This is a genomic window from Mesorhizobium atlanticum, assembly GCF_003289965.1.
Taxonomy (GTDB): domain Bacteria; phylum Pseudomonadota; class Alphaproteobacteria; order Rhizobiales; family Rhizobiaceae; genus Mesorhizobium; species Mesorhizobium atlanticum.
The window spans coordinates 114,894-132,946 of record NZ_QMBQ01000013.1 but is presented as its reverse complement, the minus strand read 5'-3'; the positions used below and the strand labels follow the sequence as shown (position 1 = coordinate 132,946).

Annotated in this window: 16 protein-coding genes; all 16 read left to right on the top strand. The window is 65.5% G+C overall.

Annotated elements, in window-relative coordinates; all coding sequences use genetic code 11:
* Positions 1 to 213 precede the first annotated feature (213 nt).
* From tssA to DPM35_RS30770, 16 genes are read left to right on the top strand one after another with little or no spacing between them, the layout of a single operon-like run.
* On the top strand, positions 214 to 1,392 hold the full coding sequence (gene tssA / locus DPM35_RS30845) for a type VI secretion system protein TssA (protein WP_112131254.1): 1,179 nt from the start codon (positions 214 to 216) through the stop codon (positions 1,390 to 1,392).
* A gap of 5 nt (positions 1,393 to 1,397) precedes the next feature.
* The gene (tssB, locus tag DPM35_RS30840; protein WP_040985731.1) at positions 1,398 to 1,934 is read left to right on the top strand and encodes a type VI secretion system contractile sheath small subunit; all 537 of its coding nucleotides are present in this window, start codon (positions 1,398 to 1,400) and stop codon (positions 1,932 to 1,934) included.
* A 3-nt stretch (positions 1,935 to 1,937) separates the two neighbouring features.
* Complete coding sequence (gene tssC, locus DPM35_RS30835; protein WP_010910844.1) at positions 1,938 to 3,443, top strand: type VI secretion system contractile sheath large subunit; 1,506 nt, start codon at positions 1,938 to 1,940, stop codon at positions 3,441 to 3,443.
* A 46-nt stretch (positions 3,444 to 3,489) separates the two neighbouring features.
* The gene (locus DPM35_RS30830) at positions 3,490 to 3,966 is read left to right on the top strand and encodes an Hcp family type VI secretion system effector (protein WP_112131253.1); all 477 of its coding nucleotides are present in this window, start codon (positions 3,490 to 3,492) and stop codon (positions 3,964 to 3,966) included.
* A complete protein-coding gene (tssE, locus tag DPM35_RS30825) occupies positions 3,953 to 4,705 on the top strand; it encodes a type VI secretion system baseplate subunit TssE (protein ID WP_112131252.1) in 753 nt (250 codons plus the stop codon). The genes DPM35_RS30830 and tssE overlap by 14 nt, the downstream gene beginning before the upstream one ends.
* 1 nt (position 4,706) lies before the next feature.
* Entirely contained in the window at positions 4,707 to 6,581 is a 1,875-nt protein-coding gene (gene tssF / locus DPM35_RS30820; RefSeq protein WP_112131251.1) for a type VI secretion system baseplate subunit TssF, read from the top strand.
* Positions 6,545 to 7,612: a type VI secretion system baseplate subunit TssG gene (tssG, locus tag DPM35_RS30815; protein ID WP_112131250.1), complete on the top strand. Its 1,068-nt coding sequence runs from the start codon at positions 6,545 to 6,547 to the stop codon at positions 7,610 to 7,612. The genes tssF and tssG overlap by 37 nt, the downstream gene beginning before the upstream one ends.
* Positions 7,609 to 9,057, top strand: a complete 1,449-nt coding sequence (gene tagH / locus DPM35_RS30810; protein WP_112131249.1) for a type VI secretion system-associated FHA domain protein TagH — start codon at positions 7,609 to 7,611, stop codon at positions 9,055 to 9,057. Before tssG ends, tagH begins: the two co-directional genes overlap by 4 nt.
* 3 nt (positions 9,058 to 9,060) lie before the next feature.
* The gene (tssJ, locus tag DPM35_RS30805; protein WP_112131248.1) at positions 9,061 to 9,513 is read left to right on the top strand and encodes a type VI secretion system lipoprotein TssJ; all 453 of its coding nucleotides are present in this window, start codon (positions 9,061 to 9,063) and stop codon (positions 9,511 to 9,513) included.
* Positions 9,514 to 9,548: 35 nt separating this feature from the next.
* Positions 9,549 to 10,883 (top strand): type VI secretion system baseplate subunit TssK, encoded by a 1,335-nt coding sequence (gene tssK, locus DPM35_RS30800; protein WP_112131247.1) that lies wholly within the window; start codon positions 9,549 to 9,551, stop codon positions 10,881 to 10,883.
* A 4-nt stretch (positions 10,884 to 10,887) separates the two neighbouring features.
* On the top strand, positions 10,888 to 12,216 hold the full coding sequence (gene tssL / locus DPM35_RS30795) for a type VI secretion system protein TssL, long form (protein ID WP_112131246.1): 1,329 nt from the start codon (positions 10,888 to 10,890) through the stop codon (positions 12,214 to 12,216).
* Position 12,217: 1 nt separating this feature from the next.
* Positions 12,218 to 15,757: a type VI secretion system membrane subunit TssM gene (tssM, locus tag DPM35_RS30790; RefSeq protein ID WP_112131245.1), complete on the top strand. Its 3,540-nt coding sequence runs from the start codon at positions 12,218 to 12,220 to the stop codon at positions 15,755 to 15,757.
* The gene (gene tagF, locus DPM35_RS30785) at positions 15,739 to 16,278 is read left to right on the top strand and encodes a type VI secretion system-associated protein TagF (RefSeq protein ID WP_112131244.1); all 540 of its coding nucleotides are present in this window, start codon (positions 15,739 to 15,741) and stop codon (positions 16,276 to 16,278) included. Before tssM ends, tagF begins: the two co-directional genes overlap by 19 nt.
* A 3-nt stretch (positions 16,279 to 16,281) precedes the next feature.
* Positions 16,282 to 17,091 (top strand): PAAR-like domain-containing protein, encoded by an 810-nt coding sequence (locus tag DPM35_RS30780; RefSeq protein ID WP_198419740.1) that lies wholly within the window; start codon positions 16,282 to 16,284, stop codon positions 17,089 to 17,091.
* A 6-nt stretch (positions 17,092 to 17,097) separates the two neighbouring features.
* Positions 17,098 to 17,565 (top strand): hypothetical protein, encoded by a 468-nt coding sequence (locus tag DPM35_RS30775; RefSeq protein ID WP_112131242.1) that lies wholly within the window; start codon positions 17,098 to 17,100, stop codon positions 17,563 to 17,565.
* On the top strand, positions 17,562 to 18,050 hold the full coding sequence (locus tag DPM35_RS30770) for a hypothetical protein (RefSeq protein WP_112131241.1): 489 nt from the start codon (positions 17,562 to 17,564) through the stop codon (positions 18,048 to 18,050). The genes DPM35_RS30775 and DPM35_RS30770 overlap by 4 nt, the downstream gene beginning before the upstream one ends.
* Positions 18,051 to 18,053 lie beyond the last annotated feature (3 nt).

The window sequence follows — 18,053 nt, the reverse complement described above, 5'->3', positions numbered from 1 at the left end:
CCTTGCAAACTCGTGGCAACAAACATGGATTGCCGTCCGGACTATGCGAGCCATTTCACATACCGGGTCCGACAATCGCGCAATGGGTTTCGCCGAGAAAACGGCTGCGTTTAGCTTCCGTTAGTTTTTGCGCAGGTGCTCAATTGTCGTCGCGTGAGGCCGGTGATAACGTTACGTCACATAAGGTCTCAGGGCCGCTGGCTGGGGGTTAGTGTGATTGATCTCGCACTCTGGCTGAATCCTCTGAACGGTGCGAATCCGTCGGGAGAGGACTTGCGCAACGACCCGGCCTTTCATGAGCTGGAGCGCCTGACCGAGCCTCAGCTCAAAGTCGTTCATGACGGCAACAGCAAGCCCACCTCGCAATCCAGTCCGGTCGACTGGACGGCCGTACTGGAAAAAGCCGAGGAATTGCGGCCGCGCGGCCGGGATCTGCGGCTGCTGGTCATCGTTGCGCGGGCCTTGGCCAACGAAGAAGGGCTGGCCGGCCTCGCCCAGGGCCTGACGCTCATCGCCAGGACCTTCGAACAGTATTGGGACACGATGCATCCTGCGCTGCGGCCGGGCGCGTCCCCACGCGACGCCGCCTTGCGCCGCATCAATGCGCTCCTCGATCTGCAGAACGGCCAGGAAGGCCTGCTGGCGAACCTCAGGCAGACGGTGTTCTTCTCCCCGCGGGCGATCGGGCCGATCAGTGGCCGGGACCTGGAACAGGCAGCGCTCGACGAACGCGTCATGCTCCAGGAGGCAGCCTCCGGCCTCGGGGCCGCCGAAAAGGCGGCGCTGACGAGCGCCCACAATCAGCTGTTGAACCGTGTGCGCACCGGATGCGCGGCACAGCTCGATCAAGCGGCGGACGCGATGACGTCGCTTCTGGCCGACGCGCGTGCCGCGATCGCCGCTCTCGAGGCGGTGGATGTCGCGCTCAACGCCCGCATCGAAGGCAATGGCGCCACCGTCCCGGAATTGAAGAAGTTCCTGCAGCGTTTGCTGACGACGCTGGAGCGGAATTCCAGCGCGGGCACACAAGTGGCGAATGGTGCCGCGAAAACTTCCCCACAGCCGGCGCAGCCGGCATCGACGCCCGCCCGAAACGGTCATGGAGCCGAGCCGATGGCAAGTGTGGCAAGCCCAGTGGAAGCGAGTGCCGGCCTCCCGGACCGGATCAACTCGCGCGACGAAGTCGTCAAATGCCTGGACCTCGTCGTCGCCTTCTACGACCGCACGGAACCGTCCAGCCCCATCCCGCATCTGGCACGCCGCGTGCGCCGGATGGTGCACATGGATTTCGTGGAACTGATGGAAGATCTCGCCCCGTCGGGGCTGAAGGAATTCCGGCTGCTTGCCGGTGTCCCGGATCCCAAGAAGCCGGCCCAGAAGGATGAAAGGTAACAAGCATGCCAGCAGAGAGCAAAGCGAAGGTCATCGAAAGAAACCGCGCGCCGCGCGTGCAGATCGCCTACGACGTTGAAACCTACGGCAGCCCGACGACGATAGAACTGCCGTTCGTCATGGCCGTGATGGCGGACCTTGCCGGCGCCTCACAGACCAAGGAAGCGTCGAAGTCGGTCCTCGACCGCAACTTCGTCGAAACCGACGCCAACCGCTTCCCGAAATTCATGGAAGCGATGGGGCCGCGCGTGAAGGCGCGGGTGAAGAACACGCTGCCGCAGGCCGAGGGCCAGGAGCGGGACGAAGAGCTCGCCATCGACCTCACCTTCTCCAAGATGGGCGACTTCGCGCCGGACAAGATCGCCGAGCAGGTCCCCCAGCTGGCCGAGATCCTGAAGATGCGCCGTCAGCTCGAAGAGCTGCTGGGCTTCATGGACGGCCGCGTCGACGCCGAAAAGCGCATCGCGCAGCTTTTGAACAACGAGCCGTTGCTGAGCAAGATCGCCAGCCAGGCGATGGATGACGGCAAGGGCGAGGAGTAAGTCATGGCCGAACAGCAAAAGACCGCAGCCGCCACCGCCGAGGCGGAAGCCATCGATCTCGGCGAATTCAGCGGACTCCTTGAAAAGGATTTCAAGGTCAAGAAGGACGACAGCGAGAAACTGCAGCAACTGGTGCGCAATCTGGCCTTGGCCGCGCAATCGCGCTCCGAGACCACGACCATCTCGTCCAACGCGATCAAGTCGATCAAGTCGCTGATCGCCGGCATCGACAAGATGCTGACCACGCAGGTCAACGAGATCCTGCATGCGCCCGAAGTGCGCGAGATGGAAGGCACGTGGCGCGGCCTCTGGTACCTGATCAACAACACCGAGACGGATACCAAGCTGAAGATCCGGGTGATGAACATCTCCAAGGAGCAGCTGGCCGACACGCTGGAAGACTATGAAGGCCAGATGTGGGACCAGAGCCCGATCTTCAAGAAGGTCTACACGGACGAGTATTCGATGCTGGGCGGCGAGCCGATCGGCTGCATCATCGGCGCCTATGAATTCTCCAACCATCCGCGCGACGTCGGGCTGCTGCGCAACATTTCGGGCGTCTGCGCCTCGGCCCATACGCCGTTCATCGCGGCCGCCTCGCCGCGGCTGTTCCGCATGGACAGCTGGCAGGAACTGCCCAACCCGCAGGACCTGCAGATGATCGTGAACAACCCGGCCTATGCCTCCTGGCAGTCGCTGCGCGAGAGCGAGGACGCCCGCTATATCGGGCTCACCATGCCGCGCGTGCTGGCGCGCCTGCCCTATGGTTCGGAGACCGTTCCGGTGAAGGGCTTCACCTTCGAGGAGGAGGTGGGCGGCGACCACAACAAATATGTCTGGATGAACGCCGCCTTCCCGATGGGGGTGAACATCAACCGCAGCCACAAGCTCTATGGCTGGGGCACGCAGATCCGCGGCGTCGAGAATGGCGGCACGGTGCTCAACCTGCCGGTGCACGCCTTCCCGACCGATGACGGCTCGATCGCGATGAAGTGCCCGACCGAGGTCGCCATCGACGACCGGCGCGAGGCGGAGCTGGCCAAGCTCGGCCTGATGCCGATCCTGCACCGCAAGAACACCGACCTTGCGGCCTTCATCGGCGCGCATTCGCTGCAGGATGACGAGACGCGCGCCGGGCGTCTGGTCGATCCCGACGCGCAGTCGAACGAGCGGCTTTCCGCCAACCTGCCCTATCTGTTCCCGGTCTCGCGCTTCGCGCATTACCTCAAGGCGATCGCGCGCGACAAGATCGGCTCGTTCAAGGAACGCACCGACATGGAGATCTGGTTGACCGAATGGATCAACCGGTACGTGCTGGCCAACCCTGCCTTTGCCGACGACAAGGCGCGCGCCAAGCGCCCGCTCGCCGCGGCCGAAGTCCAGGTCGACAGCGTCGAGGGCCGGCCCGGTTACTACAATGCCCGTTTCTATCTGCGTCCGCACTACCAGCTGGAAGGCATCAACGCCTCGCTCCGGCTGGTGTCGGAACTGCCGTCGGTGAAGGGCTGAACTCGTTAAGCAAAGTCATCTTGTTTCGTAGCGGTGGAGAAAGACAATGCCAGACAGAACCGATGCGCCCTCGACGAAAATCGACGGCTTCCTGAAAGTCCCGGACATCAAGGGCCCGAGCAAACGCGACGGCCATGAAGACGAGATCGAGATCCACGGCGTCGATTACAAGATGATCGCGCCCTACGACCCGAACTCGCTGTCGCGGCGCGGCCGCGTGTCGATGGGAATGATCAAGTTCTTCAAGCACTATGACAAGTCGTCGCCCTATCTGAAGAAGGCGCTGTTCGAGAACAAGGCGCTCGATGAGGTGGTGTTTTCGGCACGCCGCACCATCGACGGCGAGACCAGCGACTACCTGGTCGTGACGCTGACCGACGCCTCGATCATGGAATACGACATGCGGCAGGCGCACGACGAGCCAGACCTGATCGAGGAAGAGGTCAGCTTCGCCTACAAGAAGATCAAGTTCGTCTACAACAAGGACGACGAGATCGAAATGGACGTCTATGTCGGCAAGTGAGGCCAAGCGGCCCGGCGCGAAGGCGCAGCTCGCCGGCAGCTCCCGGGCAAAGCGCGAGGCGGTTCAGCCCTCCCTCTGGGACCGCCTTGTCAACGATTTGCCCGGGCTGACGTCGGAGATCGATGGGCTGCGTCGCCTGCTGGATGAAGAACTCGGCGCCGAGCGCGTCGAGGCTCTTCTTGCCGGCAGCGCGCGCGTCATCGATGCCGATGCGGAATTGACGCCCGAGCAGAAACGGCGGCTGCACAGGCTGATCTTCCAGATCGAGCATCGTGCCGAAATCGAAAGCCGCGGCGTGGTGGTGTCGGCGCGCGTGCTGCGCGAAGCCGTCCGGCGCGACATCGAGGCGCTCTTCAACACCGAGCGTTTCGAGTCCGTGCCGATGCTGTCCGATGCCGAGCACGAACAGCCTTTGGACGAACTGCCGCCGCTCGCCGATTTTCCGGAAGTGCGCCGCAGCGTCGTCAATTACGGCGTGCCGTCCTTTTCGGGACGCTCGTCGCGGGATTTCGACCGCGATACCCTGGCGCGCGAGATCCGCGCGGTGCTCGCCACCTTCGAGCCGCGTCTCAAGGAAAGCGCGACGACCGTCAATGTCACGCTCGGCGACAAGAGCGTCGGTCTCAAGATCGAGATCGACGCCGTGCTGATCATGACGCCGACGCCGGAACGCATGCGGCTGCGCACCACGATCAATCTCGACAACGGCCTGGCGCGAACCGAATTCCGGGAGACCTGAGATGGATCGGGTCTTCGTGGAGTATTACGAAGAGGAACTGACCCATATCCGGGCGCTTGCCGCGGAATTCGCCGACATGCACCCGGCGGTCGCGCGCAATCTTTCCCTCGACACGGTCCCCTGCCCCGACCCTTATGTCGAAAGGCTTCTCGACGGCGTAGCCTTCCTTGCCGCGCGCACACGGCTGAAGGTCGACGCGGAGCGCTCGCGCTTCTCGCGCGCCGTGCTCGACGTGCTCTATCCGGACCTGGTGACGCCGGCGCCGGCGACGGCAATGGCAGTGCTGAAACCCGGACAGCAGGTGCAGTCGATGATCGCCGGCCACGCCGTCGCGCGCGGCACGCGGCTGGTCTCTGGCCTGCATCCAGGGCTCTCGACGCGCTCGACCTTCACCACCGCGCAAGAGGTCACGCTGTGGCCGATCGCGATCAATTCGGTCAGCTATTTCCAGGACCGCAGCGCGCTGGCCGCCGCCGGCATCGCGCCGGTCGGCGGCGTGCGGGGCGAAGCGGCGTTCCGCATCACGCTGGCGCGGACCGTAAAAGGCAAGCTCAGCGAATTGTCGCTCGACCGCCTCGACCTCTATTTCGCCGGACGCGCCAAGGCGCCGCTTATCTTCGACGCGATCTTCGGCGCCTGCTCGGCCGTCGGCGCGCGGGCGGAAGGCAAGACCAATCCGCTCACCGCCCTGCCCGAGCCCGAAATGATCGGCATCCACGACGATGAAGCGCTGATGCCGCGCACCCGCCCGACCTTCGAGGGATACCGGCTGCTGCGCGAATATTTCATGATCCCCGAGCGCTTCCACTTTGTGCGGGTCGCCGGCCTGCAGCCGGTGATCCGCAAGTGCGACGGGGCAATAGAGATCATCTTCCTGTTCCGGCGGCCGGTGCCGGAGCTCGCCGATGTGACGGCGGCCGATTTCGAGCTGTTCGCGACGCCGATCATCAATCTCTTCGAACGCGAGTGCAACGTCGTCGAGATCGATCCGCGCCGGACGCGCCAGGTGCTGCATGCCGACCGCACCAGGGCGCGCGACTTCGAGATCTTCCGCGTCACCCGGGTGGAAGACGCCGACGCCGAAGGCAGCGAGGCGGTCATTCCGGAATTGTTCAGCCTCGGGCAGAACCGCGGCAGCGGCTGGGTCTATTCGACCGAGCGGCGGCCGCGCCGGGCGACGGAGGACGAGCGGCGCGAAGGCCTGACCCGCACCTCCTATACCGGCGACGATGTCTTTATCGCGGTCTCGCGCCCGGCGGGGAGTCCGGCGAACCGGCCGCTCAAGCGCCTCGACGTGATGGCGCTTTGCACCAACCGCGACCTGCCGATCCTGGACGACACGCCGACGCTGACGCTTGAGACCGCCGATCCGGTGGAAGCAGTGCGGCTGCTCGGCGCGTTGCGGCCACCGCAGCCGGCGATTCCGGCAGCGCTGCCGGCCGGCGCCGAAGGCGAATCCCGCGCCGACAATCTTGCTTGGCGGCTGGTCGCGCAGCTCTCGCTCAATTTCCTCAGCCTCGCCAAGGAAGGCCGCGGCGTCGACCCGCTGCACGCGCTGCTCGACCTTTATGCCGACCGCGGCGATCCGAGCCTTGCCCGCAACGTGCATTCGATCACCCGCATCGACTCGCGCCCGGTGATCGAGCGGCTGCAGATCGACGGGCCGATGTGTTTCGGCCGCGGCACCGAGGTGACGCTGCATGTCGACCAGTCGGTGCTGGCGGGACAAAGCTCGCTGCTGCTGTCGGCCTTGCTGGCGCGGCTGTTCGCCCGCCATGCCGGGATAAATGGTTTCGTGCGGACGCGGACGCGGTTGCTGCAGAAGCAGGAGGATGTGCCATGGCCGATGACGCCCGGCAATCGCTACCTGATCTAGCGCGGCCGGCCCCAACCGAAGCGGAACCACTGTCGGAGGAGTACGACTTCTTCGAACTGCTGCGCCGGCTGGAGCAGCGACGCGGCCTGTTCGGCCATTCCGGAACCGCGGAGCGGGAGCCGGCAAGGCTCGGCCAGCATGTGCGCCTGAGCTTCTCGGCCAGGGACGTGGTCAAATTCCAGGGTGCGGGCGACAAGGCTCCGGCGCGGGTGACCGTCGCCAATCTCGGCCTGCTCGGGCCCGAAGGGCCGATGCCGCTGCATCTGACCCGCTGGGTGCTCGACCGGCTGTCGCAGCGCTGGTTCACCGGCGCCGACGCCGGGCAGACCAGCGACACGACCTTCGTCGACTTCGTCAACATCCTGCAGCACCGCATGATCGCGCTCTACTATCGCGCTTGGGCGGACGCGCATCCGGCGGTGCAGGTCGAACGTTCGGTCGGCGGGCGCGTGCGCGCCATGCTGGAAGCCATGGCGGGCATCGGTCTGCCCGGCACGCAGGATCCCGAGCTCGACACGGTGCGGCTGCGTCAGGCCGGATCGCTGGCCAACCAGGTCGACGGCGCGGAGCGGCTGACGCTGTTTCTCGCGACGGCCTTCAAGGTGCCGGTGCAGATCAAGGAATTCGTCGCCGCCTGGATCACCATACCGAAGGCGCTGCAGAGCCGTGTCGGAAAGGCTTATGCGGCGTTGGGCAGCGGCGCAACGATCGGCCCGCGCGTCTTCAGCCGGCAGAGTCGGATCGAGTTGCGCGTCGGTCCGCTCAGCCTCGACGACTTCAAGTCGTTCCTGCCCGGAGAACGGCGCCTTGCCCTGTTCAAGGAGGCGGTGCGCGAGATGATCGGAGAGCCGCTCGACGTCGATCTCAGGATCGTGCTCGCGCGGGAGGCGGTGCCACCGCCTAAAATGGGAACCATCCAACTCGGCCGAACCTCCTGGCTTTCGCGCCCCGCCGAGAAGGGTGACGCCGACGATCTTAGGCTGCGCACCATCGTCGGCTGGCGGCCGGACATGGTGGAGGCAGCCGCATGAGCCTGCTTCTGACCCTGGAACAAGGCCCGCGCTCACAGGTGGTCAGGCAGACCCGGCTCGACGAGGGCGAGTTGGTGATCGGCCGCAGTGCCGATGCCGGCTGGCGGATCGACGATCCGGATATGTTCGTCTCGCGTGCGCACTGCAAGATCAGCGGTGGCCGCGACGGCTATTATGTCACCGATACATCGAGCAGCGGATTGTTCATCGACAACTCCGACAGCCCGCTCGGAACCGGCAGGTCGACCCGCCTGCAAAGCGGCATGCGGCTGCGCATGGGCGACTATGTGCTCCATGTCGAGATCCAGCCGGGCGCCGGCCACACCTCGATCGGTCAGGCGCCGATCGCCAACGCCGCGCCGGCATGGTCGTCGCCACAATCGCGGACGCCAGCCAGTATCGGCGGCGACGATTTCTTCTCGGCCAAGGTCGAGGAGGAGCCGCCGCGGCCGCGCCCGGCAGGACTGCCCGATCCATTCGAGCAACCTGTGCCCGGTGCTTACGATCGCGCTTCGAACCAGCGGAGCTCGCCGGCTTTCGACGACCCGTTCAGCCTCGATCCGGTGGCGACGCCGATCTCGAACGACGAGCCCGCCGCCGGCCGAGCGGACCCGTTCGGCTTTGGCGACATACCTGCGCGCAACGACATGCCCGAGCCCGCGCCGAAAGCGGCTAGCTTCGACGATTTCAGCTTTGGGCCAGCCGCGACGCCCGCTTCCGGCAACAGCGGCGATCCAGTTGGTCGCGACGAGCGGCCCGCCGAGAAGCCGAAGGCGGCCCGTCCGTGGGAGATACCGGCCCAGGCGCCCGAACCCCCGCAACCTCGCCCTGCATCCGTGCCGAGGCCATCGCGTCCAATGCAGCCCGCGCCGAGCGACATGGAACTGCGCGCCGCATTCCTGCGCGGCATGGGCGTCGAGGAGGCCGATTTCCCCGGGCGCGACGCGATCGCCGAAATGGAGAAATTTGGGCGCGAATACAGGCTGATGCTGGATGGCCTGATGCAGCTGTTGCGCAAGCGAGCAGAAGAAAAGGGAAGCGCGCGCGTCGCACAGACAGTTGTCGGGTCTTCGGAAGTCAACCCGCTCAAGTTCCTGCCGACGGTCGAGGACGTGATCGTCACCATCATCGCCGAACGCAGCCCCGGCTTCCTCTCCGGCGAGGCGGCGATCGGCGACGCGGTGAAGGACCTTGCGCAACATCACGTGCGCGCCTGGCGCGGCGTGCAGGCGGCGCTGCGGCGCATGATCGATCGTTTCGATCCGGCCGCGATCGAGGAAGAGCTCAAGTCCAATTCCGCGATCGGCAATCTGCTCGCCGGCGGGCGCAACGCCAAGCTGTGGGAGCTCTACCAGAAACGCCATCGCGACATCGCCCAGAGCGCGGAATCGAGCTTCCTGGGCGAGATCGGCGCAGACTTCAGGGATGCATATGAAGAGGAGTGAAGCATGATCGACAGACGCGAATTCATCGTTGCCCTCGGCGCCACGGGGCTGCTTGCGGCTTGCCAGAGCGGCCCGCCGAAACCATCGGTGATCTCGGTCAACGTGACCGGCGGCGCCGGCATGAATCCGGGACCGGGCGGCGGCGACCGGCCGGTGACGGTGCTGGTGATGCGGCTTGCCAGCACCGGCAAGTTCAACTCGGCCGACTATTTCGCGCTGCAGGGCGATGCCGGTTCGGCGCTGGGCGCCGACCTGATCGGCTCCGACTCGATCTCGGTCGCGCCGGGCAAGACGGCGGCCAAGACCATCACGGTCGAGCCGAACGCGACGGCGCTGGGCTTCGTCGCGCTGATCCGCGAACCGGGCGGACGCAACTGGCGAACGACCAAGTCGGTATCGCCGGGATCGAAATTCACCATCAATGTCAGCCTCGGCAAGGGCGGCATATCCGCCTAGCGAAGCGCCAACAGGGCAGTGCAGAGAGTGGCAGCATGAGCGACGCAAACAGGGTGCTGTGGTCCGAGGGCCTCTTCTTGAGGACCCAGCATTTTCAGCAGCAGGACCGGTTCTTCGAGGGGATGGTGCGCGGCGCCTTGCAGGCGGGCCAGCTCCATACATTCGGCTTCCAGCAGCTGACGCTCGACCAGTCGCTGCTCGACGCCGGCCAGGTGTCGATCGTGTCCGCCCGAGGCATCTTTCCGGACGGCACGCCCTTCTCCATCCCGGAGCTGATGGACGCGCCGAAGCCGTTGCCGGTCACGGCCGACACCGGCGCCGGATCGGTGCTGGTGGCGCTGCCGCTCGAACCGCCCGGCGGCGTCGGATTCGATCCGGCGCATGCCCAATCGACCGGCGCGCGCTACCACGGCAAGATCGTCCCGGTGCGCGATGCCGTGCAGGGCGGCGCCGATCCGGAGGAGATCGAGATCGCCCGGCCGCAAGCCGTGCTGCTGGCGCCCGGCAAGTCGGTCGGCGGTTATACTGCGCTGCCGGTCGCCGACATCAAAGGCGTTCGTGCCGATGGTGGCGTCTCGCTCGACCAGTCCTTTTTGCCGCCGACGCTGATCACCGGCGCCGTCGCCTGGTACCGGCAATTGCTGCAGGAGGTCGTCACCGGCCTCGACCAGATCGCCGAGGCGCATGGCAAGATGGTGATGGGCGGGGCCGGCCGCAGCGTCGAGGACCTTTTGATGCTGCACCTCGCCAACGCCGCGCGGCCGCGCCTTGCGCATATGCTGGCGCAGGACGTCTTCCATCCGGCCGAGCTCTATCTCGAGCTTGCCGGCCTCGCCGGCGAGATGGCCACCTACGGCTCGAGCTCGCGGCGGCTCGGCGAGCTGCCGGCCTATGACCACATGGCGCCCGGGCCCGCCTATATGGCGCTGGCCGACGCCTTGCGCTCGCTTATCCTCAGCCTGCGCTACATCGAGCCGAAGTCGCGCGCGCTGCCGGTCATGCGGCACGCCACCAATGTCTGGAAGGTGCGCATCGACAACCCGAAGCTGCTGGTCGCCAGCCGCATCGTCATCCGCGTCGGCTCTGAGCTTTCGGAGGACGCGCTGCGCAAGATCTTCGTCAACCAGGCGACGGTCGGCTCGGCCGACCAGTTCGAGGGCCTGTGGAAATCGCGCCTGCCCGGCATTCCGCTGAAGCCGCTGCATTCGCAGCCGCGCGAGATCCCCTATGACGGGGACCGGCTGTGCCTGGAGCTCGACCAGAAGAGCGAGCATTGGGCCTCGCTGCTCGACGCGCCGGGCTTCGTCATCGGCGTTTCCGGCGTGCTGCCGAGCGAGCCGCAGGTCGACTGCTATTCGGTGAACAGGTGAGGCCATGAGCCGGGATGATCCCTTCGGACTGTCGGAGGATCGCGAGCGCACACGCATCCGGCTGACCGGTGCGGCGCCCCGGCCGATGGCGCCGTTGGCGCCAGGCGCGCCGGTCAAGCGGGCGCGAGCCCATCCCAATACGCTCATCAACATCTTCGCGCCGCTGCTCGAATTCGCGCCGGAGCTCGAAAGCGCGCTGGCGCCTGAGAACCCGGAAGTGATGCGCACGCGCCTGCTCGACGAGTTGGTGCGAGCTCGCGACGCCGCTGTTGCCGCGGGCTCATCGCTGGAGCGCGCGGACCAGGCGGCCTGGGCCGTGGCGGCACTGCTCGACGACCTTGCGCTCAACACGCCGTGGGGCGGCGCCAGCGCGTGGCCGCGACAGCCGCTTGTGGTCATGCTGCGCGGCGACGTCGATGCCGGCACCCAGTTCTTCACCAGGCTCGACGAGCTGGAGCGACATCCCAACCGCGACCGCGAGATGCTGGAGCTACAATATTACTGCCTGGCGCTCGGCTTCCGCGGCAAGTACCGGGTGCCCGGCCGCGCCGGCGACCGTTCGCTCAACGCCGTACGCGTGGCGGCGGCGCGCTTCCTGCGCAATGCGGATGCCGAGGATTCGCCGCTGTCGCCGAACTGGAAAGGCGTGATCGCCTCCGATGAGCCGCAGCGCTTCATCGTGCCGATCTGGGTGATGGCGCTTGCCGCGATTGTCGTCGCCGCTGCTGCCTATGTCGGCCTGTCGATGGGCCTGAGCAGCCAGGCGGTCGAGCTTTCCGCGCTGGTGCGCACGCTGCCGCCGGCCTCGCGCGGCGACGTCACCCGCGCCGCGCCCAAGCAGGATGCTCCCGAACCCGAGGCGCCGCAGCCGGTCGATTTCGCGCTGCTGCCCGAGTTCAAGGCCGCGGCGCCGGACGAGCTGAAGGGCGCGCTTAGCGGCACCGAGAGCGTCTCGCTGGCGAAGCTCATCATCCAGTCCTCCAATCCCGAGCTGTTCCAGTCGTCGCGGCCGACGCTGACCGAGGGTTACGAGCCGCTGATCGAGTCGATCGCCAAGGTGATCCTGGACAACAAGGAGCTGATCGGAAAGATCACCGTCGTCGGCCATACCGACAATGTGCGGCTGCAGAAGTCCAACCCGCTCGCCAGCAACCAGCGCCTGTCGGAAGCGCGCGCCGAAACCATAGCCAAGCTTCTGGTGCAGGCCGGCGTGCCGCAGGAGAGCATCTCTTCCGAGGGCCGCGCCGAAACCGATCCGGTGGCCGACAATTCGACGCGCGAGGGCCGCGCGCTCAACCGGCGCGTCGAGGTTCTGGTCGAGAAGAGGCTCTGAGATGTTCATCCTGCGCTTCCTCTGGGCCGTCATCACCTCGCGTTTCCTGTGGACGCTGATCGGCATTGCGCTGCTCTCGCTGCTGATCTGGGTGTTCGGGCCGATCGTGCAGGTCGGCCCTTACGCGCCGTTCGAGTCCGACAATGTGCGCATCGCCATCATCGCCGGGCTGATCATCCTGTGGCTGATCTGGCTGATCATCGCGCAGCGCCGTGCGATCCGCGCCAACCGCATGTTCGTCGCCGAGATCGCGGCGCCTGTTCAGGAAAAGCAGCTCACGCCCGGCGAGGAGAGCGTCGCGGCCGTCGGCGCCAAGTTCGGCGAGGTGATGGCCGAGCTCAAGCGGCGCAAGCTCGGCGGCCGGAAATTCCTGCGCGAGATGCCTTGGTATGTGATCGTCGGGCCACCGGCCACCGGCAAGACCACGGCACTGCGCCAATCCGGCCTCAGTTTCCCGATCGACCTCACCGACGACCTGCAAGGTGTCGGCGGCACGCGCAACTGCGACTGGTTCTTCTCCGAAAACGCGGTGCTGATCGACACCGCAGGCCGCTACGTTCAGCAGGAAAGCCAGCCGGATGTCGATGCGGCGGAGTGGCTGGGCTTTCTCGACCTGTTGAAGAAGCACCGGGGCCGCCGTGCGCTCAACGGCGTCATCGTCGCGCTGTCGATCGACGTGCTGTCGGAAGGCGACGAGGCGATCAAGGCGCATGGCCGGAAAATCCGCCGCCGGCTGGCGGAGCTGAACGACCGGCTGGAGATCCGCCTGCCCGTCTATCTGATGCTGACCAAGGCCGATCTGATCAAAGGCTTCGAAGCCTTCTTCGGCGGCTTGTCGACGACCGCGCGCGAGCAGGTGTGGGGCACCACCTTCCCGCTCGATGCCCGCGTCAACGCCGGCACGATCCAGACGGAGCTTGCCAGGCTCGCCGCCGAGTTGGAGCGGCGACTGGTGCCGCGGCTGGAGGACGAGGACAAGCTCGGCCAGCGCGCCGAAATCTTCCGCTTCCCGGCGCAGCTCGCCAGCCTCTCCGAGCCTATCCAGGTGCTGGTCGAGGCGATGTTCGGCGAAAGCCGCTACGAAGAAGCCGCCTGGCTGCGCGGCCTCTATCTGACCTCGGCGACGCAGGAAGGCGCGCCGATCGACCGGCTGACCGCCGCCCTTTCCTCATCCTTCGGACTGCCGCCGCGCCGCGCCATGCCGGCGGCGCGCGTCGAGAAGCGCAGCTTCTTCCTCCGGAACCTTCTTACCGAAGTGATCTTCAAGGAGGCCGGTCTGGGCACATTCGATCCGCTGGCGCAGCGCCGCCGCGCCTGGATCTGGCGCGGGGCCGCCGCCGCCTGCGCGCTCGCGGCGCTGCTCGCCGGCGGGCTGTTCACCTGGTCCTATCTAGACAACCGCAACGCGATCACCGAACAGGCCGGCCAGTTCGAAGCGCTGCAGCAGCCTCTGACCGACGTCGCCGCCATGCCGGCCGCGGTCGAGCAGCCGACCATGGACGGCGCGCTGGCGGCGATGGATGCCGTGGCGGCGGCCCGCACCGCGCCGCCGGATGCCGTCCACAATCTGCTCGGCCCGACCGCCTCTGCGGAGCTGGTGCGCGCGCAAAGCGACACTTACGAGCATGCCCTGCGCAATGTGCTCGAGCCGCATATGGTCGCGCTGCTGGAGGCCACGATGTGGCGGCAGATCCGCGATCCGGATTTCATGCTCGGCGCGCTGAAGACCTACCGCATGATGACCGGCCTGTCGCAGATGGACACCGATTTCGTGCAGAATTGGTGGGTGAACAGCCTGCCGCAATTCGCGCCCGCGCCGCCCTTCCCGACCGCGGACGCCGAAGAGCACCAGCTTGCCGCGATCCGCCGCATGGCGGTCGACGACAGCTATATCGCCCCGGACAAGGAACTGGTCGCCGAGGCGCTGAAGACGGTGTGCACGATCTCATTGCCGGAGCGCGCCTACAAGCAGCTTCTGGCCGATCCGGAAGTGGCGGCGGTCAAGGAATGGGTGCCGGCCAATTTCGCCGGACCGAACGGCGCAAAGGTGTTCGCGCGCCGCTCCGACAAGACGCTGCGCGTCGGCGTTCCAGGCCCCTACACCTATGCCGGCTTCCATGATGCGATCCTCGACCGGGTCGAGGATGTCGCCGGCCAGGCGGCGCTCGACCGCGCCGTGTTTGCCGGCGGCTGTTCGGAGAATTCGGAGACGTCGGTGTCGGCGCTCTCCGAGGACATCCTGAAGCTCTATTACGACGACTATATCGCGCAGTGGGATTCCTTCCTGCGCGACATGCGGCTGGCGCCGCTGACCGACCTCAACGTCGCCAGCGAGAACCTCAAGGATCTCTCCAGCGCCGACTCCGCGCTGAAGCGGCTGTTGACGGCCGTGGTGCAGGAGACGGACCTCACCCGCTCCGACGATGTGTCGGCCACCGACAAGGGCGGCGCCGCCCAAACCGGCTCGAAGCTTTTGAGCAAGCTGGGTAAACTCGGCAAGGTGGTGACCACAGGCGCGAAGCTGTTGCCGCGCGCCGGGTCCGCCAACCAGGTGGATATGACCGGCAGCCTGGTCGCCGACCATTTCAAGCCGCTCAAGGGCACGATCGCCCAGGTCGATGGCCAGCCGCCGGCGCTCGACGCCGCCGTCGTGGCGCTGACGGCGCTGTCCAATGTGCTGCAGACGGTAACGGCCAATCCCAACCCGCAGGATGCGATCAAGAAGCAGGGTGGCCTTGCCGAGTTGACCGGCGCGGTCGCCAGGCAGGCGCAGATCCTGCCTTCGCCGATCAACGACTGGCTGGGCGGCATTGCCGGCGACACGAGCGGCCTGTCGCAGAAGGCCGTAACCAACGAGCTCAACGCCATCTGGCGGGCCGACATCCTGCCCTTCTGCCAGGCCGCGCTCAACAATCGCTATCCGTTCAGCCCGGACAGTGCCGTCGACGTCAACGTGCGCGACTTCCAGCGCCTGTTCGGGCCGACCGGCCTGATCGACGCCTTCACCAACGATCATCTGATCAACTATGTCGACACCGCAAGCGAGCCGTGGAAATGGCGCGCCGACTTCGGCCTCGATCCGGCGGCGCTGGCAGCCTTCGAGCAGGCGCGCCACATCCGCGACGATCTCTTCCCCGGCGGCACCGGACCGGTGATGAATTTCACGCTGGAGCCGAAGGACCTGTCGCCCAACGTGGCGCGGGTGACGCTCAACCTCGATGGCCAGAATCTCGTCTACTACAACAACGCGACCAGGCCGCAGCCGATGACGTGGCCGGGCAAGGACGGCACCGGCGTGATCTCGCTCGCCTTCCAGCCGGTCGACGGCTCGCCCGAAGTCATGCTCAACGAGACCGGCAGCTGGGCGTGGCTCAGAATGCTGCGCGGCGGCCGCTTCAACGCGACCAAGCTCACCGACGTCTACAGCCTGCGGCTCGGCACCAAGGGGATGTGGGCCGATTTCGAGCTCAAGGCGGCCAGCGTCGAGAACCCATACACGCTAGAGATGTTCAAGAAATTCACATGCCCACCGCAGATCTGAACATTGGTTTCTTCGGCAAGATTCCGGCGACGGGGGATTTCGTCTCCGCAAACCTGCCGCGGACCTTCATCGACCGCTGGGACCGCTGGATGTCGATGGAATTGCGCGCACGACCGGATGAGGGGGAGCTCGATCCGCGGGCGTGGCGTTTTGTTGTGGAGGCGGGAGTATTCGGCCCGGAGCCCTGCGCCGGCGTCTGGTGTATGAGCGAGGACCGCGTTGGCCGCCGCTATCCTTTCGCCATCGTCCGGCTTGGGCCATTGCTCGACCCGGCTGATCCTTGGTTCGATGCGACGGCCAAGATCGTCCGCAGCGCGGTGGAGGAATTGCGGTCGTCTGGCTGGATAGGTGCCCAGATCACCGCGCTGCCGCAACCGGAAAGCCTCGAAAGTCGCCACCGTATCGCCTTCTGGCTCGACGATTGGGAAGTTCAGGAATTGAGTTTTTCCGATATCCACGATCTCGCAGCGAACGGTCTGCCAGCAATGCGGGCGGCGCGTGGGGACCCGGAGGTTCAGTAGGCCGTGTCCAACAACGTCTATGCCGAGAAAATGGGATTCTTCCATCAGGGCAGCGGTGGTACCGGCACTGCGCCGGGAGATGTCTGCCTGAGCCCGCCCCCGCCTCCCACAGGCCCGGTGCCGGTGCCTTACGTCAACATGCTGCAGGCCTCCGACCTGACCAAGGGCAGCAAAAGCGTGAAGATTCAGGGGAACCCTACTGCGCTCGAGAACTCGTCTGAGATAGCCACCAGCAGCGGCGACGAAGCTGGAACGCAGGGCGGTAATGTCATAACGCACAGAACAAAGGGAAAGGGTACTTTTCAGCTCTGGTCATTTGTCGTCAAAGTCGAAGGAAAGGGCGTATGCCGGCATGGAGACCCGCTCGGGCAGGCCTGCGGCTCCCAACCATTCGGGATTATCGATCCGTCGGCTATCGTGGATATCCAGGCAATCGTCGGTGCTGAGAATTTCGGCCAACCTTGCCCCCCGGGTAAGGAAAAGGCGCCCGAAACCGGCACCAACGATGCCCAGAGGCAGAGTGTGCGAGGCGGTCCCTGCTGGTCGTGCGGCGCGACCAAAAATGTGGGTACCTACAAATCGGGCCGGGCCTTCGACAAAGGCGACCGTTTCGTCGCGGACCATCAGCCGCCGCAATCCGCAGTCTGGGCCATGGGCGGGTGCCGCAATGAGGCAGCCTTCAATCAATGGAAGAGATCGAACGCGGCGGTTAAACCTCACTGCACGACTTGCTCCAACAAGCAGGGCGTGGAAATGCGCGACAACCAAGGCAAGAGCGTGCTGGAATATCTGGCTCTCGGCTGGCCAGGATAGCGAGGGATGATCGTGTCGCTGGCCTCTCTCTACGATGAAATTCTTACTCGCTATGTAAGTGATCTCGCCGAGGCGCGAGGTCAGGCATTGGCCTGGTGGGGCGAACTCGTTGCGGTTGAGATGCGGGAAGGGCGGCCGAAGGCCGAGGCAGAACATTTATGCAGGATGCGTTGGCCCATGGGTGCCGCTTCGCATCCCCGGATCGTCGAGGTCTATCGGCGCTACTTTCTCGAAATCGGGCGGGTTAATGAAGAATTCCTGAGCCAGGAGATCGTCGACAGCGGCTTTAATGATCCTGCGCTTTGGGACGTCGGCCCAGAGGATGAAGACGAAATAGACGACGGCAACGCGGTGACGCAGCCGGCTGCACTGTTGCTAGAGGGTCTGGGAAGGCGCGACATGGAATTGCGTAATTTTATGCTCCATTTCGTTTTCCTGCCAATCGGAATGGACAGCGAAGGCATCATTCGATGACGACGGAAACACCTCTTATCTTCCACGACGCCGAACTCGGTGCCAAGAGATTGCTTGCCCAACCGCGCGACCTGCCGCTCGGTAACGTCGCCGAAATTCCGCTCGACACTGCACCGCAGTCTTACCGCCAACTCTTCCTGTCTTATATCGAGGAACTCGATCGGGCGTGCGCAATAGCCATAGCATGGTGGAACAATCTGGTCCGACGATCGATGGAGCGGGACGGGCTCGATGAAATGCAGGCCATGCGCTTCAACTACGAACAGAGGCCCGCAGGGCCGGCGTCGCGGCCGGAAGTCGTCTTTGTCGTCAGGGACTATTGGCTAAGGGTTGTCGCCCTCAACGAAACCAATCGGGGGCAAACTGGCGTCGCACCGCAGATCCTGCTCTTGAGCTGGCTACCCGGCAACGGCCATCTCTACGGTATACTTACCGCAATGCCCTACTGGCCGATCGGCCTCGACGAGAACGGCAACTGGTGCTGAGTG